The sequence below is a fragment of the Leptothoe sp. ISB3NOV94-8A genome, assembly GCF_043421595.1.
Lineage (GTDB): Bacteria > Cyanobacteriota > Cyanobacteriia > Phormidesmidales > Phormidesmidaceae > Leptothoe > Leptothoe turfae.
Genome location: NZ_JAXSQW010000001.1, coordinates 301,485 through 327,361 on the forward strand (window position 1 = coordinate 301,485; position 25,877 = coordinate 327,361).

Here is a 25,877-nt window from a genome sequence, read left to right on the forward strand (position 1 = left end):
ACCTAAGGCAGGAGCTGTTTTATTTTGAGTAAGTAGAAGCGAGAAAATAACACAAAACAAATTACTGTGTCTTTGAATACCATACTGGCTTAGTAAATTCTCAGAGAGAATGAGAGTTTTACTGAATACCCTAAAAGTTAGGTGTTTCAACTGACATAAAACCTTGTAAATCAAGCGTTTGGCAACCGAAATATATTCATCGATTACACGCAAAGTGAGTTATTGGTACTTGATATTTCAAAGCCGTTCATCGTAATCGAACGGACGCTGGCAAACCGCTCAAGACATTCAGCGGTTTGCTGTGCAGCCGCTATATCCTAAAGCTTTCAGCGAACATACACAGTTTGAACTATGTGCACCCAGCTATATAAGTGGGTAGTTCAATCTTTTATAAGATAGGGACAAACGGTTTGATTTCTTGAAATCCACCCAAAACTCCAAATTCTGAGGGCTTTGAGTACAGTCTTCCTCAGAATTCGGGGATGGGAGGAGGCCTTCGATATCTGACAGTTAGGGGACTATCTACTGAGGTCGAACTCTGAACATACCCTCTATCAAAGTTTGCAGCTTTACATCGGCTCATCAACAAACATGAAATTCTGTGCGAGCCTCCAAATTAAAATTTGGCACGCACTTGCCCAGTAACTGCACGGTTATTAAAAGCGCTGCCGCCTGTCTGGCCAATTACATTACTAAAGGCATAGCCCAGATCCATTTCTAAATGGTCTGTTATTTCAAACGTGCATTTTGCATTGTAGCTATAGGCTGATGACCAACTCCCCCCTAATCGTTGTTGCCCCCAAGAAGCTGCTGTTCCACAGGCTAGCCATTCAAAAACTTCTCCTTTCCAACCAATTTCAGCATTCGCAACCAAAAAGTCAGAAGGTGAAAAGTAGCCACTAGCCAATTCAGCATCTTCTCGATATCTCCAAGTAAACAGGTTACCTGCTATATGAAAATCTCCAAACTTCTTTTCTAGTCGGCTAAACGATTGCTGCTCATGATTACCATCGTTATAACGACCCCACCGCACTAGGGAGAAAAGGTACATATCAGGAGTAATCTGCCAATATAAATTTGGGCCATATCGCAGGGCCTTGATCTGATTATTTAGGGTAGTGGCATTAAACTTATACGGCCCATAGTCTGCAAAAAACGAAAGTGTAGCTTTCTTACCGATGGGGACCGACGTACTTGCATTCAGATTAATAGCAACAGGCAGACGGTTAAAAAGGTCAATACCTCCTCCGGTCGTCGTTGTAAAATCACCTACTTCCCGTGTCCATGCTGCTTTGAGAGGAATATTGAAAACGGTATTGACATCTGGTTGGGCATATCTATTAAAACCCGTTGTAATCGAAAGAGGATCGCCATTGGGCAAAGTACCTGTCACAGTTGGTTCGATAATTCGGTTACCCTGATCAAAATTACTAAAAGCATCCGATAGATTAATTGTCAAACCCTCAACCTCCCAAAAAGGGACAGAGGGAGTCGTGTCAGTGGTAGCTGTTTCAGCGGTTGGAGTAACCGGTTCAGAGTCACCTTCAGTTGTTTCAGTGCTTGGAGTAACCGGTTCAGAGTCAATCGAGTCTGGAGTCAGTGGGGTTGGTGATGATTCAACTGGCAATGGGACATACAGCCCAGGATTTAAATTTTCTGGAGCAGCCAGATATAGAACATTAGGGTGAACATTTTCGAAACTCGTATCTAGAAAGTTACTTTGAAAATGTTCTGAAATTTCTAAAATAGATAAGGTATTTACAGAGGAACTTGTAACTTCAAGAGTTGGTTCTAGCTCTAAAAACGAGGATTTCGCAGAATTAGAAAAAAAAACCGTACGAGTTTGTAGGCTACGGAGATCTATATCAGAGTGATGAGAGGTATTAGCCCACACAGATTTAGGTAATATCCCACCAACACAAAGCATACAGAGCATGAAATACCGTCCCCAAGCAAAGCTATAAAATCTCAATACTTTGAGGGAAGAACGGCTAAATAACATCCTAAATACTTTTAGTTGCACCTAAATAATATAAGTTAATCTAAGAGTTTAAGGGAATGAAGCATTAAATGAAATTTAAACAATATTATTAGATTTTTCTAGCTTAGAACAAGAGTTGGAAACGCTTAGATCTTTGCTGTAATTAACTTTCCCCAAAAGCCAAGCTAAGCTTAAGCATAGAATTGGAATAGTAGAAAGCTTAAAAGATTCGTAGTAACCCCTAAAGAAAAGATCTTTGAAAGACAAAGCCAAAAACATTTACAAAAGAAATCACTGTAGAAAAGAACTAATTCTGTGTTGAGAAAATAAATAAGTACTTGAAAAATCTGTGAATTTTCGGATTCAAGTCTTCTGACTAATACATTAGAATGACGACAATTGCTACAAATTGCCTAGCATCTACGCTACTTGTGATAGCGGTAGCTAGACAATTTATTATCAGGGTTTAGCAGTAACTAAGGTGTTACTATAGTCATCTCACTACATACAATAGCCTGACCGAGCTCATCGGTTTACATGGGTGCATTATATTCACAGGCAGAATAAAACCAGACTGGCTCTTTATGATGTCATGTGGATAGCTAGAGAATTTACCAACATTATCCAATCTCTAACTTTCAGAAAATATGAGAAAGATTAAGTCTTTTTGATCAATGTCACTAAAGCTCTTAATATCGATTGCGAGTCCCCAAAGAGTCTCATTTTTAAGGGTGCCTGGATCAAGCCATCTAAGAATTCCAAAACCAAAATTATAAGAGAGTTCTTGAGAAAGAAGCATGTTGCAACAGCATCAACTATATACGTTATGAGAAAGATTCCTTTTCAGGAATCTTTCTCATAATTTTATTTAAGAGAAAGATCATCGCTTAGGCTGAGAGTTTTGGTTAGCCAAAACGTTGGTAGCAATCTTCTACTGTTAGCCGTAGCCTAAATTATTTCTCTATTATGCTTGTTCGACTTCATCATTCAGCAAACAGTTGTCATGTAGAGCTTGATAAACTAGCTGAGTTTCTACAATGCATGATGCCAGGTTGATACATTATTTTCTGTCGTTAGATTTGAATATGCGATTATCTCTCAAACTATTGAGAGATAATCGTAACCAGTTCACTAGAATCATTCTCCTTTCTAATCAGTTAATCTAGGCTAACAGCCATTCAAGGCGAACGCCCAGAAGCTTTTTAGGGAATATAAGCAAGCACTCATACCTTTTGAAACTATGTTGGAAACAACAACTAACACAAACCGTCGACAATTTGCGCGGCAGCCGTTAGCCATGTTTTGTCAACTTCCAGGCTATAGTAGCAGACTGATGCCTACGATTGATATTAGTCAAGGTGGTGTCAGGATATATGCGGATAAAAAATTACCTATTGATAGTTGTTTTCATTTGCAGTTTTTTGTCTCTGACTGTATTACATTTACTCCTGTTGTAAAAGTTGTATGGGTAAGCGATGCAGAAAACCATTCCTATGCAGTTTATGAAATGGGTCTAGAATTTGTCAAAATTTCGTCAGTTGAGCTTGATGTTCTTATGGAAATGCGAAATTTTCAACGCTCAACTTCTAATTTCAGTCGTATGAACCATCAGTTAGTTGCTTAGATTAATACACGGGCATTCTTAATATATGAGTATCTCCAACAGGAAAACTCTGTAGACTTAGGGGTAGAGGGGGTAACGCACTGTGTGGGTGTCTCTATCAAGAATGCTTAAAAACCTAGGCCGTCATTTTATGGGAGCCCTTGTTTGATAGTAAGGTTTTTGACTTCTTTACATAAGCAAATCAGGGCATCATGACGTACAAAATTTTATTAATTGAAAAAAGTCATATTAATCAATGTATCCTGAGAGCTATCTTAGAGAAACAGGGGTATGAAACATTTATTGCCTCTAGCAGCCAGGAAGCACTCACATTAGCAGAAGAGCATTATCCCGAGCTTATTATCTGTGAATCAACAGGTCTAGACCAAGCAGGAACAGAAATTTGTCGATATATTAAGGCGCATAAAAAACTCTCAGATGCTCATTTTATTATGCTTGTCCGTGCTCGAATAGAAGAACGTATAAAAGCTCTGGAAGCCGGAGCTGACGATGTTTTGATTAAGCCTCTTGAACCCACTGAGCTTCAGGCAAAGATGAAAACAGGATTACGATTTTATCAGGCTAAACAAGATCTAAAGGCGCACTCTGAAAAACTAAGGAAGCAACAGGATTTTATTGATCAAGAATTAGCACAGGCTGCTTCGTATGTACAATCTTTATTGCCTAAAAAATGTATAGGAAAGCTTGAAATTGATTCATGCTTATTGCCTTGCAGCCGTTTGGGTGGAGATTTTTATGACTATTATTGGCTGGATAATGAGAACTTTATGTTCTATCTGTTAGATGTATCTGGCCATGGTATTGGTGCCGCTTTACCCTCTGTTTCAATCCATAATGTTTTGAGATCTAAAGCGTTACCAAATGCAGATTTCTACCAACCTGAGAGTGTATTAACGGCCTTAAATCAGCTTTTCCAGATGGAATTGGACAATCCACGTTTTTTCACTATGTGGTATGGCGTTTATAATTCTAAAACCTCAATCTTGACTTACGCTAATGCCGGACACCCATCTCCCATTTTAATTGCTCACAATGGTAAAGAAAGTGCTAGTGCAGAACTTATCGGTCAAAAGGGCACCTTTCCAGTAGGAATAATAGATGACGCCTCGTATTATAGTGAGAAAGAGTTGATTGAGCCTATGAGTGAATTATATCTATTCAGTGATGGCGCTTATGAGCTACAGTTAGATGATAGAAGTATTTGGAAAGTAGAAGACTTTCAAAATTGGTTACTGACTAACAATAAAAAGATAGCTTACAATGTTGCTGAACTATTAGATAACCTAAAGCAACATCATCATATCGATAACTTTTCCGATGATTGCTCAATAGTGAAAATCTCTTTTTAAAAGTCTACTCCTCCTTAGAAAGAGATTTTCGTTGAATTTTATTTTTAGATGTCTAGACTTTTCATAAGGCGTCTCTGCGGATTATATCAACAGCTTGTTCGTTATCGGTGACATCATAGTTATTCAACCAATCTCAAAATAAATCCATGTCATATATCAAAAGCAGCATGGTATAGCTTGTAAATTAGCATAAGCTATGCCATGCTGACTGCTGTGTAGTAACTAATTACACCTGGGTTATAAACTTCAGTAAACTAACTGGTAACCTTTTCAAAATCTCAAGTTATCACCCGGAAGGGGAAATCTCTAAGATGCTAGAGAGTCTGGAAAAAGGCATGAGTATCTTCAAAAATCTCGAAAACACGATCCATACCTGTCGAGTTAAAAAGTAATTCAACTTGATCTTGAATGCTACATAGACAGAGACGTATTCCCTTTTGTTTGGACAACTTTAAAAGCATTACGAGCGTGCTTAAACCAGCACTATTCATGAAGGTTATGTCTTTACAATCAATTAAAATTGTACTGACTCCCGTATTAACAATGTCGGTAATTTGATTCTTTATCGTACTGCTATTAGCTGTATCAACGATGCCTTTAAGTTGAGTGACTTCAACACCAGACATTTTTTGTGGTAAAGATTCTGTCATCTTAAGCTATGTGACAACCGATAATTGAACTAGAAACAATAAAATGATGTCTCCACATAAATGTGAGAATCATCAAATCTTATTTATCCACAAAGTAATCGAAAAAACAATCTATTAACTTGCTTTTTAATCTTGCCAACAAAAATAGGTGAGTTTTAAATCACTGATTCTCAGACGACAGCCTAAATCTAACACTCACAGTAATTAAAATCTAAAAATAGCCTCGCGACAAGTTCAAAAATAAGAGTCTTTATTCTATATTAAGATGATTCCCATTTTTCAAAATGGTTCAACTTTTGTTAGCACTTCTAGCGTGCCCAATTTTTGATATTAGTTCAACCTGATGGAATAATTTGGCTAAATTGCTTAGAGAAAGCTTAAAAGCTTATCCCATGTCAAAAAAATCTAAAAATAGAGTATTTTCCCTGATCGTCCTAGCCTTAAAATTCCTTTCTAGAAGTATTCAAAGCAAGGGAGTGATCCTCGACTAATCGATGAAATTAGCCCTAAATCGTTGAATCCTAGCCCCAACCCATAGGAATCTATTTTAGGTCTTATATTTCACTTTCACCATCTTCAGGCTGATGTATTTTGCCTGAAACGCTGAAAATCACGTCTAGAATACTGTGTAGTTAGCCGCTGCATTATTTTAAGAAAGCAAGGCATGAATGAACTGAAAAATTACAAGCGAATAGACAATACCACCTAGAATCTCTTGCAGATAGTTTAGTATAAACTTGCAGGTTTATACTCTTAAAACAATCGATAACCTCCTATATAGAAGATCTCTCTCACGACATTTGGCTCAGGACCTTTTTTAATGAGTGTTGTAGAGGAAAGTATAATTTTTTACATTATTAGTATGTGAATAATACTTGTTCCTAAAATGTTTATTAGTAAAGAAGACTTACTATGTCTATATCTGCCAGAATTAAAAAAATAATCTCTTATCTCACTGATAATGATGATGTTTGGGGCGGATGGGAAGATAATGTTGACTATGAAGTCCGCGGTAAAGGTGGAAATGACAGACTTTATGGTTATAACGGCAATGACACATTGTTTGGGGACGATGGTGATGATGAGATTTATGGTGGTTTAGGCAACGATAGGCTGTTTGGTGGTCGTGGCAAAGATAAACTCTTTGGGGGCGAGGGTGATGATGAAATAGACGGTGATAATGGCGATGATGAAATCTTTGGTGGCAATGGTCGTGATCGAATCCGGGGTGGCAAGGGTAACGATAAACTCTTTGGTGGTAATGGCGACGATGAGATCGATGGCGATGATGGTGATGACGAAATCTTTGGTGAAGGCGGTCGCAATAAGTTAAGGGGTGGTCGTGGTCGAGATCGCATCTTTGGTGGTAACGACAATGATGAAATCTCCGGTGGTGAAGATGAAGACACCCTCTACGGCAATGGTGGTGACGATTTTATCCAGGGAGATGAACATAATGACGCTATCTTTGGGGGGGATGGTGATGATACCTTAGAAGGCAATAGCGGTGACGACACTGTCTTTGGTGAAGCTGGTAACGACACCATTTCCGGTAATGAGGGAGATGATTATCTAAATGGTGGTACCGGCAACGACACCATTAATGGTGATACCGGTAATGACTATATCTATGGATACGATGGTGATGACAATCTACGGGGAAGTGGCGAGAACGATACCCTTGATGGTGGTAATGGAAATGACAGTCTTGTCGGTGGACTAGGAAATGATATTCTATACGGCGAAGATGGTGATGATACTTTAGTAGGTGTTGAGACCGATGCAACAAGTGCCATGGGCGCTAACAGCATCGATACCTATGTGGGAGGAGCCGGTAATGATGTGTTTGTTCTGGGTGACGCAAACGGTGTGTTCTACGATGACGGCGATGCAACCACCGATGGTGCCAGTGACTATGCCCTAATTAAAGACTTTAACCGCTTCGAAGATACGATTCAGCTAAATGGCACGGACAGTGACTATGTGATGGCAGATTTACCATCTGGTCTGGAAGCTGCCTTTTCTGGTATGAATGTAGCCGGTATCTATCAAGATACTGACGGTAATGGAACTTGGGATAACACGGATGAACTGATTGCAGTTGTGGAGCATCTGTCTCCTGAAAGCTTGGTGTTAGATGCTGCCTATTTCCAGTACACCGATGAGCCTAATCAATCCCCCTGGCATCCTGCTAACAATAGTGATTGGGAACTAGTGTTTAGTGATGAGTTTGATTTATCTACCCTGGACAGTAGCAAGTGGAGCACCAAATATAGTCACAATGTCTACGGTGGTCGCACTAACCCCTGGAATGGTGAACATCAGGCTTATGTAGGAAACAATGAGGTTATTAACGGCGTAGAGTATGATGCCTTTGATTTTAACAACGGTGTCTTGAGTATCGTTAGTCAAAAGGTTGATCAGTCCCTGACCCTTGATGTTGAAGACACGGCTGCTGGCTTTGATCCAGTTAAAACCTTTGACTATACTTCCGGCATCCTAAACAGTGACGACAACTATTCCTTTACCTATGGCTATATGGAGATGCGGGCGCAAGTTGTTGCGGGGCAAGGTTTATGGCCTGCTTTTTGGATGCTACCTACCCATGGCGGTTGGCCCCCTGAGATCGACATTATGGAAACTCTGGGACACCGTACTGACACTGTGTTCAACAGTCTCCATTACACGGACGATAATGGAAGTATTGCCTCTGAGAAAGGAGAACAAACCTTTAGCGGTATGGACTTCTCTGCTGGCTTCCATACATTTGGTGTGGAATGGTCAGACACTGAACTGACCTGGTTCGTAGATGATCAAGCTTTGTACAGCGTTGACCATGACATTCCTGATGTCTCCATGTATCTATTAGCCAATATGGCTGTAGGTGGTTACTGGCCTGGCAGTCCCGATGAGACCACTCCTGAAACCAGCGCCTTTGAGATTGACTACATTCGCGTTTATCAGGATAAAGAAGGAACTCTTCATGGCGGGTCTAAGAATGACACTCTCTCAAAGGCCTTGGGTCACATTGCTGGTGAAGCCGGTAATGACGTCTTGCAAGGTGGTTATGGAGATAATACGCTTTTGGGCGGTAGCGGCGATGATAGGCTCACAGGCACCGATATAGTAAATGCAGGTCTAGGAGAAATTGACATCCTCACTGGTGGTAGTGGTGCAGATCTCTTTGTCCTGGGTGAAGCGGGTCATGTCTTTTATGATGATGGTGAGCTGCTGCTGGATGGTGTGTCTGACTATGCGTTGATTACAGACTTTAACTTGTCACAGAATGATCAAATTCAGTTGGTTGGTAATGCCTTAAATTATCAGCTAGGAGTTTCGTCTGATGGCTTCTCTACTGAGCTATGGTATCGAACGGCGACAGCCCAAGATGAGTTAATTGCTGTTCTAGATCAGCAAGTGGTTAATGACTTTAACACCGGTTTCTCATTCATAGCATAGGGTAATTGCTCCCAGAGTGAAGGAACAATAGAGGAGCGATAAGTTGCTACCCTAAAGAATGTCTATTTTCACCCAACAATCGTGACATCTCAAGGAAGGTTGAAAGGTGATATCAGATTTGCCCCAACATTTCTAATCTTGTAATCACCGCTCTCCTTGATTCTTTATCAGCATCCTTGCCCGATTAGGGCTGGTTAAATAATGTGCAGTTAACGTATAGGCGCACATGGTTCAAAACGTCGGTGATCGCTGAAAGCTAGAAATAGCAACAGCTATGTGCACAATCGATCATACAGATACATTTTCTAAGTACAAGGCATTCAGGAAGAACGATCGTGGTCAATCATCCATCTATCCTAACCAACTGGGATTTAGTTTTTGAAGATAACTTTGACGGCTCAGAACTCAACCAGGATAACTGGAATACAACCTACTACTATGGTAGCCGCACCAACACTTTTAATGACGAAGCACAGTATTATGTCGATGAAGCACTGACTGTAGCAAATGGAACGCTCAGTATAAGTGCTAACAAATTAGATCAACCCCTTGAGGCCTTTGAAGGGGTTGATCAATATCTCCTGGCACAGCAGGGCAAAGATTTGTTCTTTGACTATACATCAGGGATGATTTCCGGGCATGACAAGATTGCCTTTACCTATGGCTATATGGAAATTAAGGCATCTCTACCGGTTGGACAGGGCCTTTGGCCCGCCTTTTGGATGTTGCCAAGCACAGGTGAATGGCCTCCTGAAATTGACATTATGGAATTTTTAGGGCACCAGACAGATACTGTCTATGGGACACTGCATTACCAAGACCCTGACGCTCCCAACGGTAATGCCATGGAAGGTAACTCTGTCTCAGGAATAGATTTTTCGGAAGGAGAGCATACCTTTGCAGTGAAATGGACTCCCGAAAGAATCACTTGGTTTGTAGATGGCCAAAAAGCCTTCACAATTACTGGGAACATTCCTCAACAGGCCATGTACTTATTAGCAAATTTAGCCGTTTGTGGTTCCTGGCCAGGAGATCCGGATCATACAACCCTTTTCCCTAGCAGCTATGACATTGATTACATCCGAGTATATCAAAATAAAAGAGGTATCTTACATGGTGGACTAGGTGACGATACCTTAAGTCGTACTAGAGGCGATATTTATGGCGGAGCGGGTGACGATGTCTTAAGTCTCTCAAAAATAGGCAATTTATATGGTGAAGACGGTAATGACATCCTGAATGGTGGTGAGAGAAAGAATATCTTAGATGGTGGTACTGGTGATGACCAGCTTTTTGGCTATAAAGGGCATGATGAACTTGATGGGGGTACAGGTAATGACCATCTTGATGGTGGGTGGGGGCATGATCAGCTGAATGGTGAAGACGGTGAGGACTATCTCTTTGGTGATCGAGGTCGTGACATCCTCAATGGTGGCGCTGGCGATGATGAGCTTGATGGTGGACTGGGACAAGACCACCTGAATGGTGAAGACGGTGAGGACTATCTCTTTGGTGATCGAGGTCGTGACATCCTCAATGGTGGCGCTGGTGATGATGAGCTTGATGGTGGACTGGGACAAGACCACCTTGATGGTGGGGCAGGTAATGATCTCTTAGAGGGAAATTTTGGCCATGATTATCTCCAGGGCGGTCTAGGAAACGATCAGCTATTTGGTGATAAAGGGAGAGATAGCCTGATAGGCGTTGATATCAATGCATCAACTAGAACAGCCTTGGTCGGTATCAATGAAATTGATATCCTGACTGGTGGTGAAGGCGCTGATATCTTTTATTTAGGCGATACAACTAGCGCATTCTACGATGATGGGGATAATCTTTCATTAGGTGAATATGATTATGCCCTTATCAGTGATTTCAACTATAAACAGAATGATTTAATCCAACTACACGGGTCTTTAGATGACTATTTGTTAGAAGCTACTGCAGAGGACTTAGAGCAAGGTATTGGAATTTATCTGAAGACAGCAAGACAGAATGAACTGATTGGTATTGTGGAAAATGTAACTGACTTGAGTCTATCTAATCAGTTTTTCAAGATTGCTGATTCGGTAGCTGTATAGTTTTTGATTAATTTTCTATAGAAAATCTATAGTGCAGACTTTTTATATGATAAATCCTGCGCTATAGATTGATAAATATAGCTTGATATAGCATAGCTCAAGGTATAGATAATCTCCAGAAGGCTTAGAGGTAAATGACTATATGCGTAGCAAATTTCTGAATGCATTCAGTATTACTATTGTCGTCTATTTGTTCTACGGTTGGCCCGTTAAACCACTGAACACTCCAAACAATATGTTACTTATAAGTCTGCCGTTATTTGGGAATAACCACCCAGCTTTAGCATACATGAACAAGTTATATTTTTATAACTGATAAGATTCTTTCACTTTTATACATAGAAATAGATAGAAATGACTTTTCTGAAGGTTCTAAAGACGAAAAGGTGATTGTCTATAAAAAGTCTTAAGTTGCTGCTTTTATCGAATAATGTAAATCTTACGTGACTAATGGTCTTATTCACAGGCTTATCTTTGGGGACGACTAATCGAAACTGTGCTTAGGACTTGTTAAAAATTAAAATCATGGCTTTGATCCTTTAAATCACGGTTTAACAAGCCTTTCCGGTTTAAACCATGAAGTAGTTTCTTAACAGATCCTTAGGTGGATACGAATATATAGTGGCTCTACGAGATAGTCACGGCAACCTCCTGGGAGATAACTCATTATTATTTAAGATCGTCTCGCCTACAGCTAGTAATATTTTCAGTCGTGAAATCGAAAATATTACTAGCCCTAGAAGAAATTACTTTAAGTGATGCATAACTCTTTAACCTCACAACAATGCAATAGGTAAGATCGCTCTGAATTACAAATCTATCAGAACCTATAAAAAAACTTATTTGTCAACCAATGGCCAAAAATCAAACGCTAAATAGACAGTTCACACTTTTTTTCACGATTGTTTTTATTGGTGGAACTGTTATCAGCGGCATTGCACTCTCTAATGCAATGCAACAACTGGCCAAAGCCGAGATCAAAGCACGAGCACACATGATGATTCAGACCATGAATGCCGTGCGCAACTATACAAGCGAAAGCATCAAACCTCAACTAGCTGATCAGTTAGCTCAATCTAGCTCATTTATTAGAGAAACTGTACCTGCATATGGTGCTAGAGAAGTATTTGAACATTTTCGAGAATCTCCTGAGTACAGTAACTTCCTATATAAAGAGGCTACATTAAATCCATCAAATCCTAGGGACCAGGCTGATGAGTTTGAAACCGATATAGTCAACATTTTCCGTCAGGATAGTGCCCCTGACGAACTCAGTGGGTATCGAGAACAGGACGGTAAAAAGCTTTTTTATATTGCTCGTCCTTTAGCGATTAAAAAAAGTAGCTGTTTAGAATGTCATGGCCGTGTCGAAGATGCTCCCCAAAGCATGATAGCGACCTATGGTAATCAACAAGGATATAACTGGCAAATAAACGAGGTGGTTGCTGCTCAAACTATCTATGTACCTGCTAATACCTTACTAGAACAAGGCTACCATTACCTGAAGCTGGTCATGACCGTCATTATTGGCATGATGGCCACCATCATATTCCTTATGAATCGCCTACTAAAACAAAAGGTGGTGCACCCCCTCAAGAAACTAACTCATTTAGCAAAGCAAATTCGTGGAAATGAATTTCCCACTTTAGACGACTGGCAACAGAAATTTACTAGTCGAAACCCCATTGCTAAACGACCAGATGAACCTGGTGAACTTGCCCGTGCTTTTCAGCATATGGCTTACGAAGTAGTTACCCGTGAGCAGTCTCTCAAACAAGCAAAGGAAACGGCTGAAGAAGCTGCACAGGCAAAAAGTGATTTTCTGGCTACCATGAGCCATGAAATTCGCACGCCTATGAATGGGGTGATTGGTATGACGGGACTATTACTAGATACCGATCTGAATGATCAGCAAATTGGTTTTGTTTCTACTATTCGTCATAGCGGTGATAGTCTGCTTCGTATTATCAACGATATTCTTGATTTTTCTAAAATTGAATCTGGCAAGCTAGATTTAGAAGAATGCCCTTTTAATCTAAGATCTTGTATTGAAGAGTGTCTGGACCTAGTCGCACCAAAGGCGTCAACAAAGCGATTAGAATTGACCTACCAAATTGACATGGATGTGCCTGTTAGCCTAGTTGGGGACGTAACCCGGTTGCGCCAAATCCTAGTGAATTTATTAGGCAATGCTGTCAAATTTACCCATGAAGGCGAAATTGTTATTCGGGTTATTGCGGAGCCTATATTAGATGTGAACTCATCTGATAAACTCTTATATCTTATTCGCTGTTGCGTAAGTGACACCGGTATTGGAATTCCTGCAGATCGAGTCGAGTCTCTTTTTGATGCATTTCAGCAAGTTGATTCATCCACTACACGTAAATATGGAGGCACTGGTCTAGGACTGGCAATTAGCAAACGTCTTTGCCATGCCATGGGAGGAGAAATCTGGGTTGAAAGTGAGCTAAATAAGGGATCAAAATTCTTCTTTACTATCAAAGCCCAGTCCATTTCAGAGAATAATCTAGAACTACCCAAGGTTGAACTTAAAGGTAAACGGTTATTGCTTGTGGATGATAATGACACTAATCGCAAGATCCTTACCCATCAAGCAGAGCAATGGAAAATGGAGGTATTTCCTGCCCGATCAGGCTACGAAGCCTTAGGCGTAATTGGGCAAATAGAACAGCCTTTTGATGTGGCCATTCTAGACATGCAAATGCCAGGTATAGATGGTTTAATGTTGGCTCCAAAGCTGAAGCTTCAGTGTCCTAACTTACCGATGGTAATGCTCACATCTGTTCGTACTCATGACCTCAAGGAAAAGGCTTTACGGGCGGGAATTGTTGCTTTTTTAAATAAGCCATGCCGACAGAATGATCTATATAATGCCCTGACCCATGGCATTACGGGTAAAGTAACTTACCACTCCGGTTTAACTAAGGATAACAAGATAGACAATACAATGGCACAAAGGTTGCCATGCAGAATTTTAGTAGCCGAAGACAATATGGTAAACCAACAACTAGCCAAACAATGGCTGGCCAAGTTGGGATACCGTCCAGATTTGGTTAGTAATGGATTGGAAGTTCTCGATTGCCTAAAGCGCCAAACATATGACGTCATCTTGATGGATATTCAGATGCCAGAAATGGATGGCCTAGCTGCAACAAAGATGATTCGACAATCATGGTCCGAAAATGAGCAGCCTTACATTATTGCAGTGACAGCCAATGCTATGACAGGGGACCGAGAGAAGTTTCTGGCGGCAGGGATGGATGACTATATCAGTAAACCTATTCATATTGACAACCTGATAAAAGCTTTAGAAGAGTATCCCATTGACAGACGTACGGCTGCACATATCAAAGATCCACTAGCTCATAACTCTCCGAAAACGTCTGCAGAACTAACGACTGCTGAAAAAACGACCGATCTAGATAGAGTCCGCTTAGAGCAAACACTAGCTCCATTAGGTGGTTTGGCATCTGAAAAATTAAAATTATTTGTCGATATATATCTGAAAGAAAGTTCGCAGTTAATCAAAGCCTTTAAAGAGGCTATTGATGAACAAAATGCTCAGCAGATTCAACATGCAGCCCACACCCTAAAGTCAAGTAGTGCAGCATTAGGATTAGTAACAGTTCAGCGGTTGTGTCAATATATCGAAAATGAAAGTCGTGCTGGCAATATTGCCCTGGCCAGCTCTGTAATCAAACTTGAAATAGCTCTTAATGAGGGGATAACGCTTCTTCAAGCTATCATCGATCAAAACGACAATATTGCATCTCAATCTTCTCAGGTCTAAAAATACTCCTATTAATGATAACGATAAAAAAGTAATTGTTTTGGGGAATCTAATAGCAGTGCAGCTACAACATTTAGTCAATGGATTCCATAAGAACTTAGTTATAGCTTTGTGCTCATTTCCACCACATGAATTATCGGCTAAAGCTTTGGATAGCGATGGCTGTGGACAATGAAATCAGATGAATATCTTCATCCGATTGATATAGGTTTCTTAAATAAAGATTATCTCGGTAACGTAGTTTACTACAAAAGCTATGAAGCGAACTTTTAGACTTCTACTATCATTAGCTATTGCTGTCTTTCTAGCTACTTGTATCCCGCAATTTAAGGGACACACTCAGGCTCCAGACTCTTCCGTGAAAGTATTACTTAACCAAGTGGGATACTATCCACAATGGCTTAAAGTCGCCTTTATATCGAGTCCTCTTAAAGGAACTCCTATACAGCTTATAAACTTAGATAATCAACAAGTTGTTGAGTTAGATCCCTCTGAGCCAGTACAGTCGGAGCGCCTCAGTGGAGATGTTTTACAACCTGTTGATTTTAGTCATATTCAACAACCTGGAAAATACATAGTTCGAGCGGGCTCAGCAGAATCAGCCCCCTTTAGTATCTCTGACAACGCATACCAAACGACGCTAATATCGCTGCTAAGATCATATTACCTACAGCGTTGTGGTGTAATTTTAGATGACCCTATTACGGGTTTATACCATGCGCCTTGTCACCTGCATGATCATAACTTAGCTCATGCAGATACGCTGCACCAAGTCAATGACAAGATCAATGCTACGGGAGGATGGCATGATGCAGGAGATTATGGCAAATATGTTGCTACAACAGCCACAACAGTCGCTCGTATTCTTAGCCTTTACGAACAGCACCCTAGTCTCTTTTGGGATGGTCAACTAACCATTCCAGAAAGCGGTAACGGCATTCCTGATGTTTTAGATGAGATGAAATTTGGCCTAGATTGGATGCTACGAATGCAGCGTTCTGATGGGGCTGTCTATCGCAAACTTTCTGGCTCGGAATGGCCCATTGGGATGGCACCTGACGAAGATGCTCAAACCCGCTATATCTACGGCATTTCTACCCCTGAAACAGGTAAGCTTGCTGGTGCCATGGCCATGGCGGCCCGAGTCTTTGAATCATTTGATGTCAACTTGGCCGATCAATATCAGGCTTCCGCAGACCTAGCCTGGCAGTATTTAGAAGGGCAACCAACCATGCAAGTGGATTGGTATGAAGGTGATGATAGTGGTTCTGGGAAATACTTAGCTTCAGATATTGATCGAGAAGAGAGTCTTAAAACTGACCTTGATGATCGCTTCTGGGCAGCAGTGGAGTTATATATTTCCACTGGCAACAAAAAGTATCAGCAATATTTAGAGACCCATTTATTAGAAATCACCTACACCCTATTTGAATGGAAAGATCTATCACCGTTAGCTTTAGTAGACTACAGACTGCAGAAACGCCAGCCTAGCTCATCCGAACTGAATGCAATCATTGACCAAAAGCTACTAACAAAAGCAGATGAGATTCTAACGAGGGTAGAGAATAATGGTTACCGTTTAGCCAACCATCGCTTTATTTGGGGCTCAAATAAACTGGCCGCAGAAGAAGGTATTACTTTAGCCTATGCGTATCAAATCAGCCAGGAGCAACGCTATCAATATGCTGCTTTGGATCAACTTCATTTTCTCTTAGGGCGAAACCCCTTTAATCAGACGTTTGTGACGGGAGTTGGGGCAAACCCTGTACGTCATGTAAATCATCTTTTTGCTCGGGCTAAAGGATTGCTGATTCCTGGTTTAGTTGTTGGAGGTCCCAATTCTGATGCCCAAGATAATATTGCACCAAAAGGTCTAGGTATATTGAGTTATTTGGATGATGAGAAGTCCTATGCAACCAATGAATATGCCATTGACTATAATGCTTCGCTGATTGGGTTGATTGGTTTATTAATTAGTGGAAATGCTTAAATATGAGACGTGCGGAGGTTTGATACTTACCAATTCATATCTAACATCCATTAAGTTTACCTAATAATATGGTTCTGCTCCTAAAACAGTTTTAAGTACCAACAAAGTAATGTTGTTTATCTAGTCTCGTTAATGGGAAAACTCAATAGGACAAATATCTCTGCTAGTTGAGCGAGCATACTCTATCACCATTGACAAGAAGATTAGGATTAGTCTTATTCTTACTCAATAAATTGAGATTCAGTGAAAATACTAAGGTAATTGGATTAGAGAAACAAGAGTCACTTACAACTATTTTAATTGACGGATGAGTAGCTTAATTGGTCAGCTGGACCAGAAACCATTGATGAACAATATCCAAGTGCGCTTGCGCGATCGCACCTTGCTATTTCGTTACCTGGTTTTAGTGAATCTAATCGTTGGGACATGGTATTTGCAATGGCGCTTAACCCAATCCCTTAATACAGAGGCCCTTTGGTTTTCAGTCCCCCTTGTATTAGCTGAAATATATATGTTTATGGGAGGCATACTGTTTTTAGTTGGGTTATGGCGACCGATTGAGCGACGGGTCAAAAACCTGGATCAACTCACACCAACGTTATCAAAAACAGACTATCCAACTGTTGATATATTTATTACGTGCTACAGCGAACCTGTTGATATTGTTCAAGAAACAGCACAGGCAGCACTAAAAATAGATTATCCTGTCAATAAGCTCCGAGTTTACATACTGGATGACGGTAATTCTCCAGACATGCGAGCTATGGCAGAACAACTTTGTATACAGGATCTGCAATCACCAAAGTTACAACTCGCCGCTGAACAAATAGAAGCTGAACGTTATTATTTAAGTAGTCGCCTAGAACAAATACAGTATTTACAACAAGATTTAGAATCGATTGAAGAAACCCTGAGTTGTCAGAGAATTCAAATAAAAACCGATTTTAATGAATTGGAATCACTCATGGATTGGTTTAGTACCATGAAACAGCCCATGATTCCCAACAAGGATTGGTTTGCAGCACAAACCTTATTAGGTGAGGGGTTTGATAACGTAGTCAGCCATGCCCATAAACATTTACCCCCAGACACCCCCATTGACTTAGAGCTTGTTATTCTAAATGGCGACATTATCATACGTATTTGGGATCAAGGTGCCCCCTTTGATTTTGAGAAGCATTTACAAAAACTACCTGATGAGATTGATCAAAATGCAGAACGGGGAAGAGGCATTAGCATTTTAAAGCAGCTTGCAGATCACCTGACTTATGTACGTGAACCCAGTGGTCGTAACTGCCTGATCATGATCAAGCAATTTGTACCGCAAAGTTCTATACAAGATCATCAATATTGGCAAAGCCAAGGGTACCTACAAAGCACACGACAACTTCTATTGCTGACTCAGCCAGAATACACTAGTACCACATCAACGTTTGAGGCTGAAGTTCATAAGCTAGAAGGACAAATTGACAAACAAACCACTGCATTAAGTGATCTAGCACGCTGCCGCTACATCGCACGACACAAACCTAAAGATCGCCCACACCATGCTAAAGCAGGCAATATTAACCATGCCATTTTCTGTGGTGAAACCCAGGGTGACTTTATTGTCACTCTAGACGCTGACCATATTCCTAAACCACAACTTTTGCAGCGGGTATTACCTAATTTTTTCCGATTCAACTTAGAGCAAGGGCGCTATGAGCTGAATAAAGTCGCTTTTGTACAGACACCTCAAGCATTTTACAACCTACCTAAAGGCGATCCCTTTGGCCATGAAGCTCACTTTTTCTATGGTCCTATTCAACAAGGGAAGGACGGGATGAATGCTGCATTTTATACCGGAACCAATGCGATCTTACGACGAGAAGCATTGGTAAGTATGGGTTTACAGCATTTTGCCAATGATTTTATAGCCGATGAAAGTCGCTTAGACGAATTTGATTTGATTGGTGGAGTCTCTAGCATTAGCATCACAGAAGACATGAACACAGCTATGCGCCTCCACTCGGCGGGTTGGCGGTCCGTTTATCACCATGAAATTTTGGCAGAGGGACTTGCACCTGATGATCTTAGCTCAACTTTAACCCAAAAGTTACGTTGGGCTCAAGGAACAATACAGGTATTAGTACGAGATAATCCTCTATTCAAGTCAGGCCTGACATTCTGGCAACGGATGCAATATTTTCAGACGATGTACAGCTATTTTGCAGGTTTCTTTGTAATTGTCTTTCTAGCCTGTCCAATAATTTCATTTTTCACGGGTCTAAGTCCTGTTAGCAGCTACGGCCCAGCGTTTATATTACACTTTGTGCCAACCTATGTAATTAACCGCCTCAATTTGTTGGCAGCAGCATGGAAAGTCCCTAAAAAAGAAGTATGGCGTAATGAACAATATGCCATTGCCCTTTTTCCGCTACAAATCCAGGCCGTCTGGAGTGTTTTAACGGGCAAAAACGTCTCATTTAAGGTCACCCCTAAACAACGACAATCTGGCGTATTCTGGGAGCTTGTACGCATACAATTAATTGTTTTTGGCCTTACTATTGCAGGTATGGCCTGGGGACTACTCCAATTGGTCTTGGGTCATTGGCCAGATCCCCTAATATACCTGGTCAATGTGGGGTGGAGTTGTTACCACCTGGCGTTATTATGGGTCGTCATTCGGGCAGCCTATTGGCAACCTAAGACAAGTTCCTAATCTATTTCTAGGCTCTAGTTCTTGCAATGGTTTTACAAAATACACCATTGGCTATTGTGTAAAAGCAGAATAAGTCAAGTAGCAACATCCGACCTTCGACAAATTTGATTAGAACTATATCATCATCTCTAGGAGATTCTCATGACTACAAATCTTAAAACACTTGAGCCCGCAGGCATCCTAGATGGTGCTACAACTAACGAGCTTAAGCTTCAAGTCACCGACTTATTACACGAAGGTATCGACATTGTTTTGTTAGATATGAATCAGGTGACATTTATGAATAGCACTGGTATTGGAGCAATGGTTGCTATGTTAAAAATCGTACGTGCTAGGGGCAAACAAATTTATCTTTGTGGGCTAACAGAGCAGGTCAAAATGTTATTTGAACTCACAAAAATGGATCGAGTATTTAAAACTTTTATAGATCAACAGGACTTTGAAGCAAAGATTTTAGCTGCTTAAGGTGAGTTGAGACTCCACACTCTTTAAGGAATATGGGAGATAGAAAACGCTCATTTTTTAGATAGGTAATTTAAACGGTGCTGACCTTGAGAAAATAACTCTAGCTACAGGCTTAGCCATGCTATCTCTGCCTCAAAGACTACTTAGTCCTTTCAAAGCACGTCTTTCCCGACACATTGCTTTGTGGGTATTTAGTAGTATTGTCTTAATTGAAGCCTTGATTGTCATTCCATCTTGGCAAAAAAAAGAGAAAGAGCTACTACAACAGCTTGAGGACACAGGATTTGTTGCTATACATTCCTGGGCAAGGTTCAATGCAGCTAATAGTGAGAGTCAACCTTTAGCAATACCTCAAGGGAATCTTGCTTTGCCCCCTTTGGTCAAAGGAATTATTCTTTATGATCTTGATGGCCAAGTTCTAAAGCACGTGGGAGAGGCACCTGCTTTAGAACTTGGCCAAATAGACTCAAATCTTCCTCTACAGCAACGTAGCAATAATGATCAAAGATATGATGTAGTGTGGCCTGCCGATAGGCTAGGGGGTGAGTATACTGTCATCGCCAGATTGGATGCATCCAATATCCAGCCAGAAGTCATAGATTACTTTTGGCGTATGGTCTTTTTTGTTCTGATAATTTGTTTGTTTGTAACAATTGCTACCATGTTGGCTTTGGGGCCAGCTGTGATTCAACCGATTTTACGTCTTCGGGATGATCTACTGTTGGCAGCTGAGCAAGGCATAGGGCTAGAGCAAAAAAACGCTAGTTTTTATTCTCTCTCTGTACAGCGTCGCGATGAGTTGGGAGAGGTAATGACGGCTTTTAACGCTATGTTAAAGCGAACTTCAGAACATGTGATTCAGCTGAAAGATCTGGAAATAAAAATGTTGGAAAGGCGAGAGCGAGAAATTGCGATCGCACGAGATGAAGCCCTTGCTGCTGTAGAATCTAAAAGCAATTTTTTGGCCAATATGAGTCATGAGATCCGGACGCCCATGAATGGGATTCTCGGCATGTCCGGGTTACTTCTCGATACTGAACTCACACAGCAACAGCGGAATTTTTCAGAAACAATTTGGAATTGTTGCAATTCGTTGATTACTATCATTAACGATATTCTTGACTTTTCCAAGATCGAGTCCGGCAAGCTTGATCTAGAGGAATGCCCTTTTGAATTACGTACCTGTATTGAGGAGTCCCTTGATCTACTGGCCGCTAGAGCAGCTGAAAAGGGTTTGGAACTTGCCTATATTGCTGACCCCTCCACGCCTACTAGATTCCTAGGGGATGTCACTCGTCTACGCCAGATTTTAGTAAACCTGATTGGTAATGCAGTGAAATTTACCCATGAGGGTGAAGTATTAGTTAAAGTTCGCACAACGCCACTCCAACAATCTTCCATAGAAGATATCGAACTAAAAGACATCAGTCATGCACAGGGTAAAGAATCCCTGGTTACCCTTCATTTTGATATTCAAGATACAGGAATCGGCATTCCTACCGATAAAATGGATCGTCTTTTCAAATCATTTAGTCAGGTTGATGCATCTACTACTCGTCAGTATGGTGGTACAGGCTTGGGGCTAAGCATTAGCAAACAACTCTGTGAACTAATGGGTGGCAAAATGATGGTAACTAGTGTTGTTGGAGAGGGATCGTGTTTCTCGTTTTCGATAGTAGTAGACGCTCTACCCACGCTAGAAAATGAGCAAGTCTCTGATATCGCCCATCAACTTAAAGACAAACGGGTATTGATTGTAGATGATAATGCTACTAATCGTGAGATTTTGACCCTCCAAACTCAGTCCTGGGAAATGCAACCCATCACTGCCCAGTCAGCCTATGAAGCTTTAGGCATCTTAAGTTGTCAGCCTTCCTTTGATGTGGCTATTCTTGATATGCAAATGCCAGAGGTCGATGGCCTGACCCTGGCTCATAAAATTCGTGATCAGGCCTATGGTAAGAAATTACCTCTGATCATGCTCACATCCTTAGGTAGACCTGAGGTTGATCCTAAAGCCCTAGATCAAGCTAAATTTAGTGCTTTTCTAAACAAACCCATTAAACAATCTCATCTTTATGATGCTCTTGTCCAAGTATTTAGTGATCAGCCTATCAAAATACAAAAGTCTATATCTGATCAACAATCTGGACTAGATAGCACTTTGGCTCAAAACCACCCCCTCAGAATATTGGTCGCAGAAGATAATCTGGTCAATCAACAACTTATTCGTCAATGGCTTGATAAACTAGGCTACCGTTCTGATATTGTCGGCAATGGTTACGAAGCCATCGATGCCTTAAAACGGCAGCCCTACGATGTCATTCTAATGGATGTTCATATGCCTGAAATGGATGGACTGACTGCTACAGAGAAAATTTGTGAGCAGTGGTCTACAGCTGACCGGCCTCATATTGTTGCCTTAACTGCCAGTGCCATGAAAGGTGATCGCGATCTATGTATGGCTGCTGGCATGAATGACTACATCAGTAAGCCAATTCATGTTCCAGACTTGATCGCTGTACTAAAAAAAGTAACACCTTTAGAAGTATCTAGTTGTGCTCCTACTTTAGACAGAAACCTACTGGAACCCACCTTAATAGCGTTAGGGGGGGTAGAGTCTGATACATTTTCAGACTTTAAAGAACTATTTATAAGTGAAGCATCAGCCTTAGTCTCAAAAATTGTAGAGGCTATTCAAACCAATAATCATGAACAACTAGAATATACTGCTCACGCCTTAAAATCCAGTAGTGCAGCACTTGGTGGAGTAAGTCTTCAAACGTTGTGCCAAACTCTAGAAAAAACTGGTCGCTACAAAGACCCAATAGATACTAGTTACACTGAGCAAATAACTTCAACGTTTATGACGTTTAAAACAGCGTTAGCAGCATTACAGTAATTTACTGTTTACAGCATCTAATTTCAAACTTCAACAGAAAGGTCTTTTTACCGCTCCATAAAGTAAAACTTATTTCTAGAGTAAGCGACGCTAATTTTTTATTATAAGGACTGCTAGATTATGAAAAGAGTAGCAAAGAAACTTTTGCGCCAGTTTCGGCAAAGTTTAGCATTACGCTACTTAACCATAGCTGGGTCTTGTGCACTCACTACGCAACTGGTTTTTGGGCTAATCCAAGTCCAACGAACTCAAGCACGACAAATCACTAGCTTACGTAATCAGGTAGAAAGCAAAGCTGATTTTCTTAGCGATGTTGTTCCAGAAGCAATCTTGAGCCTCGATCTTTTGTACTTAGAGACATTAATGCAAAAGACTACGGAAGATGTCGACATTGTTTATAGTGTAATTATCAATCAAGAAGGCAAGATCATCACACAATCCCTCGACCATAAGAATTCTTTAGTCAAATCAACAATAGATAAGTCAGGTACTCAAGCTAGTGATACATTAAGTGTCTTACAATCTCTCAGTACTCTACCCCAAATACGCCAGGTAGAAATTCCCATTGAATCACTTGAACAGCCCTTAGGGGAAGTTCGCTTGGGCTATTCACATCAAAGACTACGTCAAGAAAGCATCTTGGCAGTCCTATTCCATGTCAAAATAGCGGCATTGGTAAGTCTGCTATTGGGTCTACTTACGATAGTCCTATTTCATCGGCAAGTACATACCCCTCTTCGAGCATTAAACAAATTTGCCCGATCCTTTGAAGAAGGGAATTTGGAACAACGCATTCAAATTAAATATCCGGATGAAATTGGTCAGGTCAGCCGAGCCCTTAATCAAATGGCTGATCAATTACAGGAAAATTTAGTTGGACTTGCGATCGCACGTGATGAGGCATTGGCTGCTGCACAATCAAAAAGTGATTTCTTAGCTAACATGAGTCATGAAATCCGTACACCCATGAATGGCATCCTTGGAATGTCTGGTCTATTACTCGACACCGATCTCACCCAGGAACAACGAAATTTTTCAGAAACAATTTGGAACTGTTGTAATTCCTTAATCACTATTATTAATGACATCCTCGATTTTTCTAAAATTGAGTCAGGGAAGCTCGATATGGAAGAGTGCCCATTTGAGCTTCGAACTTGTATTGAGGAATCGCTAGATTTACTTGCCACTAAAGCAGCTGAAAAAAACTTAGAACTTGCTTATCTAGCAGAGCCAGGTATACCTGACCGACTAGTGGGTGATGTCACTCGATTACGCCAAATTTTAGTCAACTTAGTGGGTAACGCAATCAAGTTTACCCACGAAGGAGAAATATTAGTCAAAGTTCATGCCAAGCCTTTTACTACTGCTTCACAAACACATATAGACCAAGATATCGAAAAGGATTATGTAACCATCCATTTTGATGTGCAAGATACAGGTATTGGCATCCCTACCGACAAAATGAACCGTCTCTTCAAATCCTTCAGTCAAGTGGATTCTTCCACTGCACGAAAATACGGTGGTACAGGATTAGGACTTGCTATTAGCAAACAACTTTGTGAACTAATGGGTGGCAATATGAGTGTCACGAGTGTTGTGGGAGAAGGTTCTTGCTTTTCTTTTTCGATTGTTGTTGAAGTACTGCCCTCCTTAGAACTTGACATAGAATCTGAAACACATCAACTCAGAGGAAAACGCGTACTAATTGTGGATGATAATGCCACCAATCGTAAAATGTTGGCTCTTCAAACTCAATCCTGGGATATGCAATCAACAGTAGCCCAGTCTGCCTATGAAGCCCTGGGTATTCTAAGTTGTCATCAAGATTCCTTTGATGTAGCTATTCTTGATATGCAAATGCCGGAAGTGGATGGGCTGACACTTGCTAATGAGATTCGCACTAAACCTTATGGGAAAACTCTCCCTCTGGTAATGTTAACATCTGTGGGAAAACCAGAACTTGCAGAAAATGCTTTGAAGAAAGCTAACTTTCAGGCATTCCTCAATAAACCCATTAAACAATCTCATTTGTATAACGTTCTCAACCAGGTGTTTGTCGATCAGCCTGTCAAGATACAGACACCTGAGGTGACAAATGAGGCGGATTTATATGATAGTACGCTAGCCCAAAAACACCCTCTCCGAATTTTAGTTGCAGAGGACAATCTAGTAAATCAGCAACTGATCCGCCAATGGCTTGGCAAAATGGGTTACCGACCTGATTTAGTCGGTAATGGTTATGAAGCCATCGATGCCCTGAAACGGCAAACCTATGATGTAGTTCTGATGGATGTCCATATGCCTGAAATGGATGGACTGACAGCGACTGCTGAAATCTGTAAACAATGGTCTGTCGACAAACGGCCTTATATTATTGCCTTAACGGCCAATGCAATGAAAGGTGACCGTGAACGGTGTCTAAATGCTGGAATGAATAACTACATTAGTAAACCCATTCATGTTCCAGATTTGGTAAAGGCATTGAAACAAGTGCAACCCTTAGAAACCTCTCACCAAGCTCTTGCCTTAGATATGACAAGACTTGAGTCAACATTAGGCGCATTAGGTGGAGTAGAGTCAGAGGCATTTTCTTCCGTTAGACAACTTTTTATCACCGAAGCATCAACATTAGTCGATAAGATCATTCAAGCCATTAAAACAGGCAATTCTGAACAACTAGAACAAAATGCCCATGCATTAAAATCGAGTAGTGCAGCTTTGGGTGGTGTAATTCTTCAAAACCTATGTCAAGCGTTAGAAAAGTCAGGTAGACAAAGGGAAGTTGTGGATCTAAAGCTATCTGATGAGTTAAATTTAGCATTTTCCAACTTTAAAGCGGCTCTAGCAAGTCTATAAAGGCAATT

12 protein-coding genes are annotated in these 25,877 nt (G+C 40.7%); 10 read left to right on the plus strand and 2 right to left on the minus strand.

Annotated features, from left to right (window positions below):
- Window positions 1–616: 616 nt before the first annotated feature.
- Window positions 617–1,894 (minus strand): hypothetical protein, encoded by a 1,278-nt coding sequence (locus SPB21_RS01355; protein ID WP_499060945.1) that lies wholly within the window; start codon window positions 1,892–1,894, stop codon window positions 617–619.
- 1,327 nt (window positions 1,895–3,221) lie between these two features.
- Between SPB21_RS01355 and SPB21_RS01360 the strand changes: the two genes are divergently transcribed.
- Complete coding sequence (locus SPB21_RS01360; protein WP_163665168.1) at window positions 3,222–3,605, plus strand: PilZ domain-containing protein; 384 nt, start codon at window positions 3,222–3,224, stop codon at window positions 3,603–3,605.
- Between the two features lie 191 nt (window positions 3,606–3,796).
- Window positions 3,797–4,954: a SpoIIE family protein phosphatase gene (locus tag SPB21_RS01365; RefSeq protein ID WP_163665166.1), complete on the plus strand. Its 1,158-nt coding sequence runs from the start codon at window positions 3,797–3,799 to the stop codon at window positions 4,952–4,954.
- Between the two features lie 314 nt (window positions 4,955–5,268).
- On the opposite strand, the gene SPB21_RS01370 is transcribed toward SPB21_RS01365, so the two are convergent.
- Window positions 5,269–5,604, minus strand: a complete 336-nt coding sequence (locus SPB21_RS01370) for an STAS domain-containing protein (RefSeq protein WP_499060944.1) — start codon at window positions 5,602–5,604, stop codon at window positions 5,269–5,271.
- A 912-nt stretch (window positions 5,605–6,516) separates the two neighbouring features.
- Here SPB21_RS01370 and SPB21_RS01375 point away from each other — a divergent pair.
- The 8 genes from SPB21_RS01375 to SPB21_RS01410 all read left to right on the plus strand — a co-directional run bounded on the left by SPB21_RS01375 (window position 6,517) and on the right by SPB21_RS01410 (window position 25,869).
- Window positions 6,517–9,063 carry a family 16 glycosylhydrolase gene (locus SPB21_RS01375; protein ID WP_499865115.1) on the plus strand — a complete coding sequence of 849 codons (2,547 nt, stop codon included), beginning with the start codon at window positions 6,517–6,519 and terminating at the stop codon, window positions 9,061–9,063.
- 335 nt (window positions 9,064–9,398) lie between these two features.
- The gene (locus tag SPB21_RS01380; protein WP_163665162.1) at window positions 9,399–11,144 is read left to right on the plus strand and encodes a family 16 glycosylhydrolase; all 1,746 of its coding nucleotides are present in this window, start codon (window positions 9,399–9,401) and stop codon (window positions 11,142–11,144) included.
- Between the two features lie 853 nt (window positions 11,145–11,997).
- Window positions 11,998–14,955 (plus strand): response regulator, encoded by a 2,958-nt coding sequence (locus SPB21_RS01385; RefSeq protein ID WP_499865116.1) that lies wholly within the window; start codon window positions 11,998–12,000, stop codon window positions 14,953–14,955.
- Window positions 14,956–15,313: 358 nt separating this feature from the next.
- Window positions 15,314–16,945, plus strand: a complete 1,632-nt coding sequence (locus SPB21_RS01390; protein ID WP_499060940.1) for a glycoside hydrolase family 9 protein — start codon at window positions 15,314–15,316, stop codon at window positions 16,943–16,945.
- A 307-nt stretch (window positions 16,946–17,252) separates the two neighbouring features.
- Entirely contained in the window at window positions 17,253–19,646 is a 2,394-nt protein-coding gene (locus SPB21_RS01395) for a glycosyltransferase family 2 protein (RefSeq protein WP_499865118.1), read from the plus strand.
- Window positions 19,647–19,787: 141 nt separating this feature from the next.
- Window positions 19,788–20,111: an STAS domain-containing protein gene (locus SPB21_RS01400; RefSeq protein WP_163665154.1), complete on the plus strand. Its 324-nt coding sequence runs from the start codon at window positions 19,788–19,790 to the stop codon at window positions 20,109–20,111.
- 118 nt (window positions 20,112–20,229) lie between these two features.
- A complete protein-coding gene (locus SPB21_RS01405; protein ID WP_499865119.1) occupies window positions 20,230–23,013 on the plus strand; it encodes a response regulator in 2,784 nt (927 codons plus the stop codon).
- 120 nt (window positions 23,014–23,133) lie between these two features.
- Window positions 23,134–25,869, plus strand: coding sequence for a response regulator (locus SPB21_RS01410; protein ID WP_163696041.1), 2,736 nt, complete (start codon window positions 23,134–23,136; stop codon window positions 25,867–25,869).
- The last annotated feature ends 8 nt before the right edge of the window (window positions 25,870–25,877 follow it).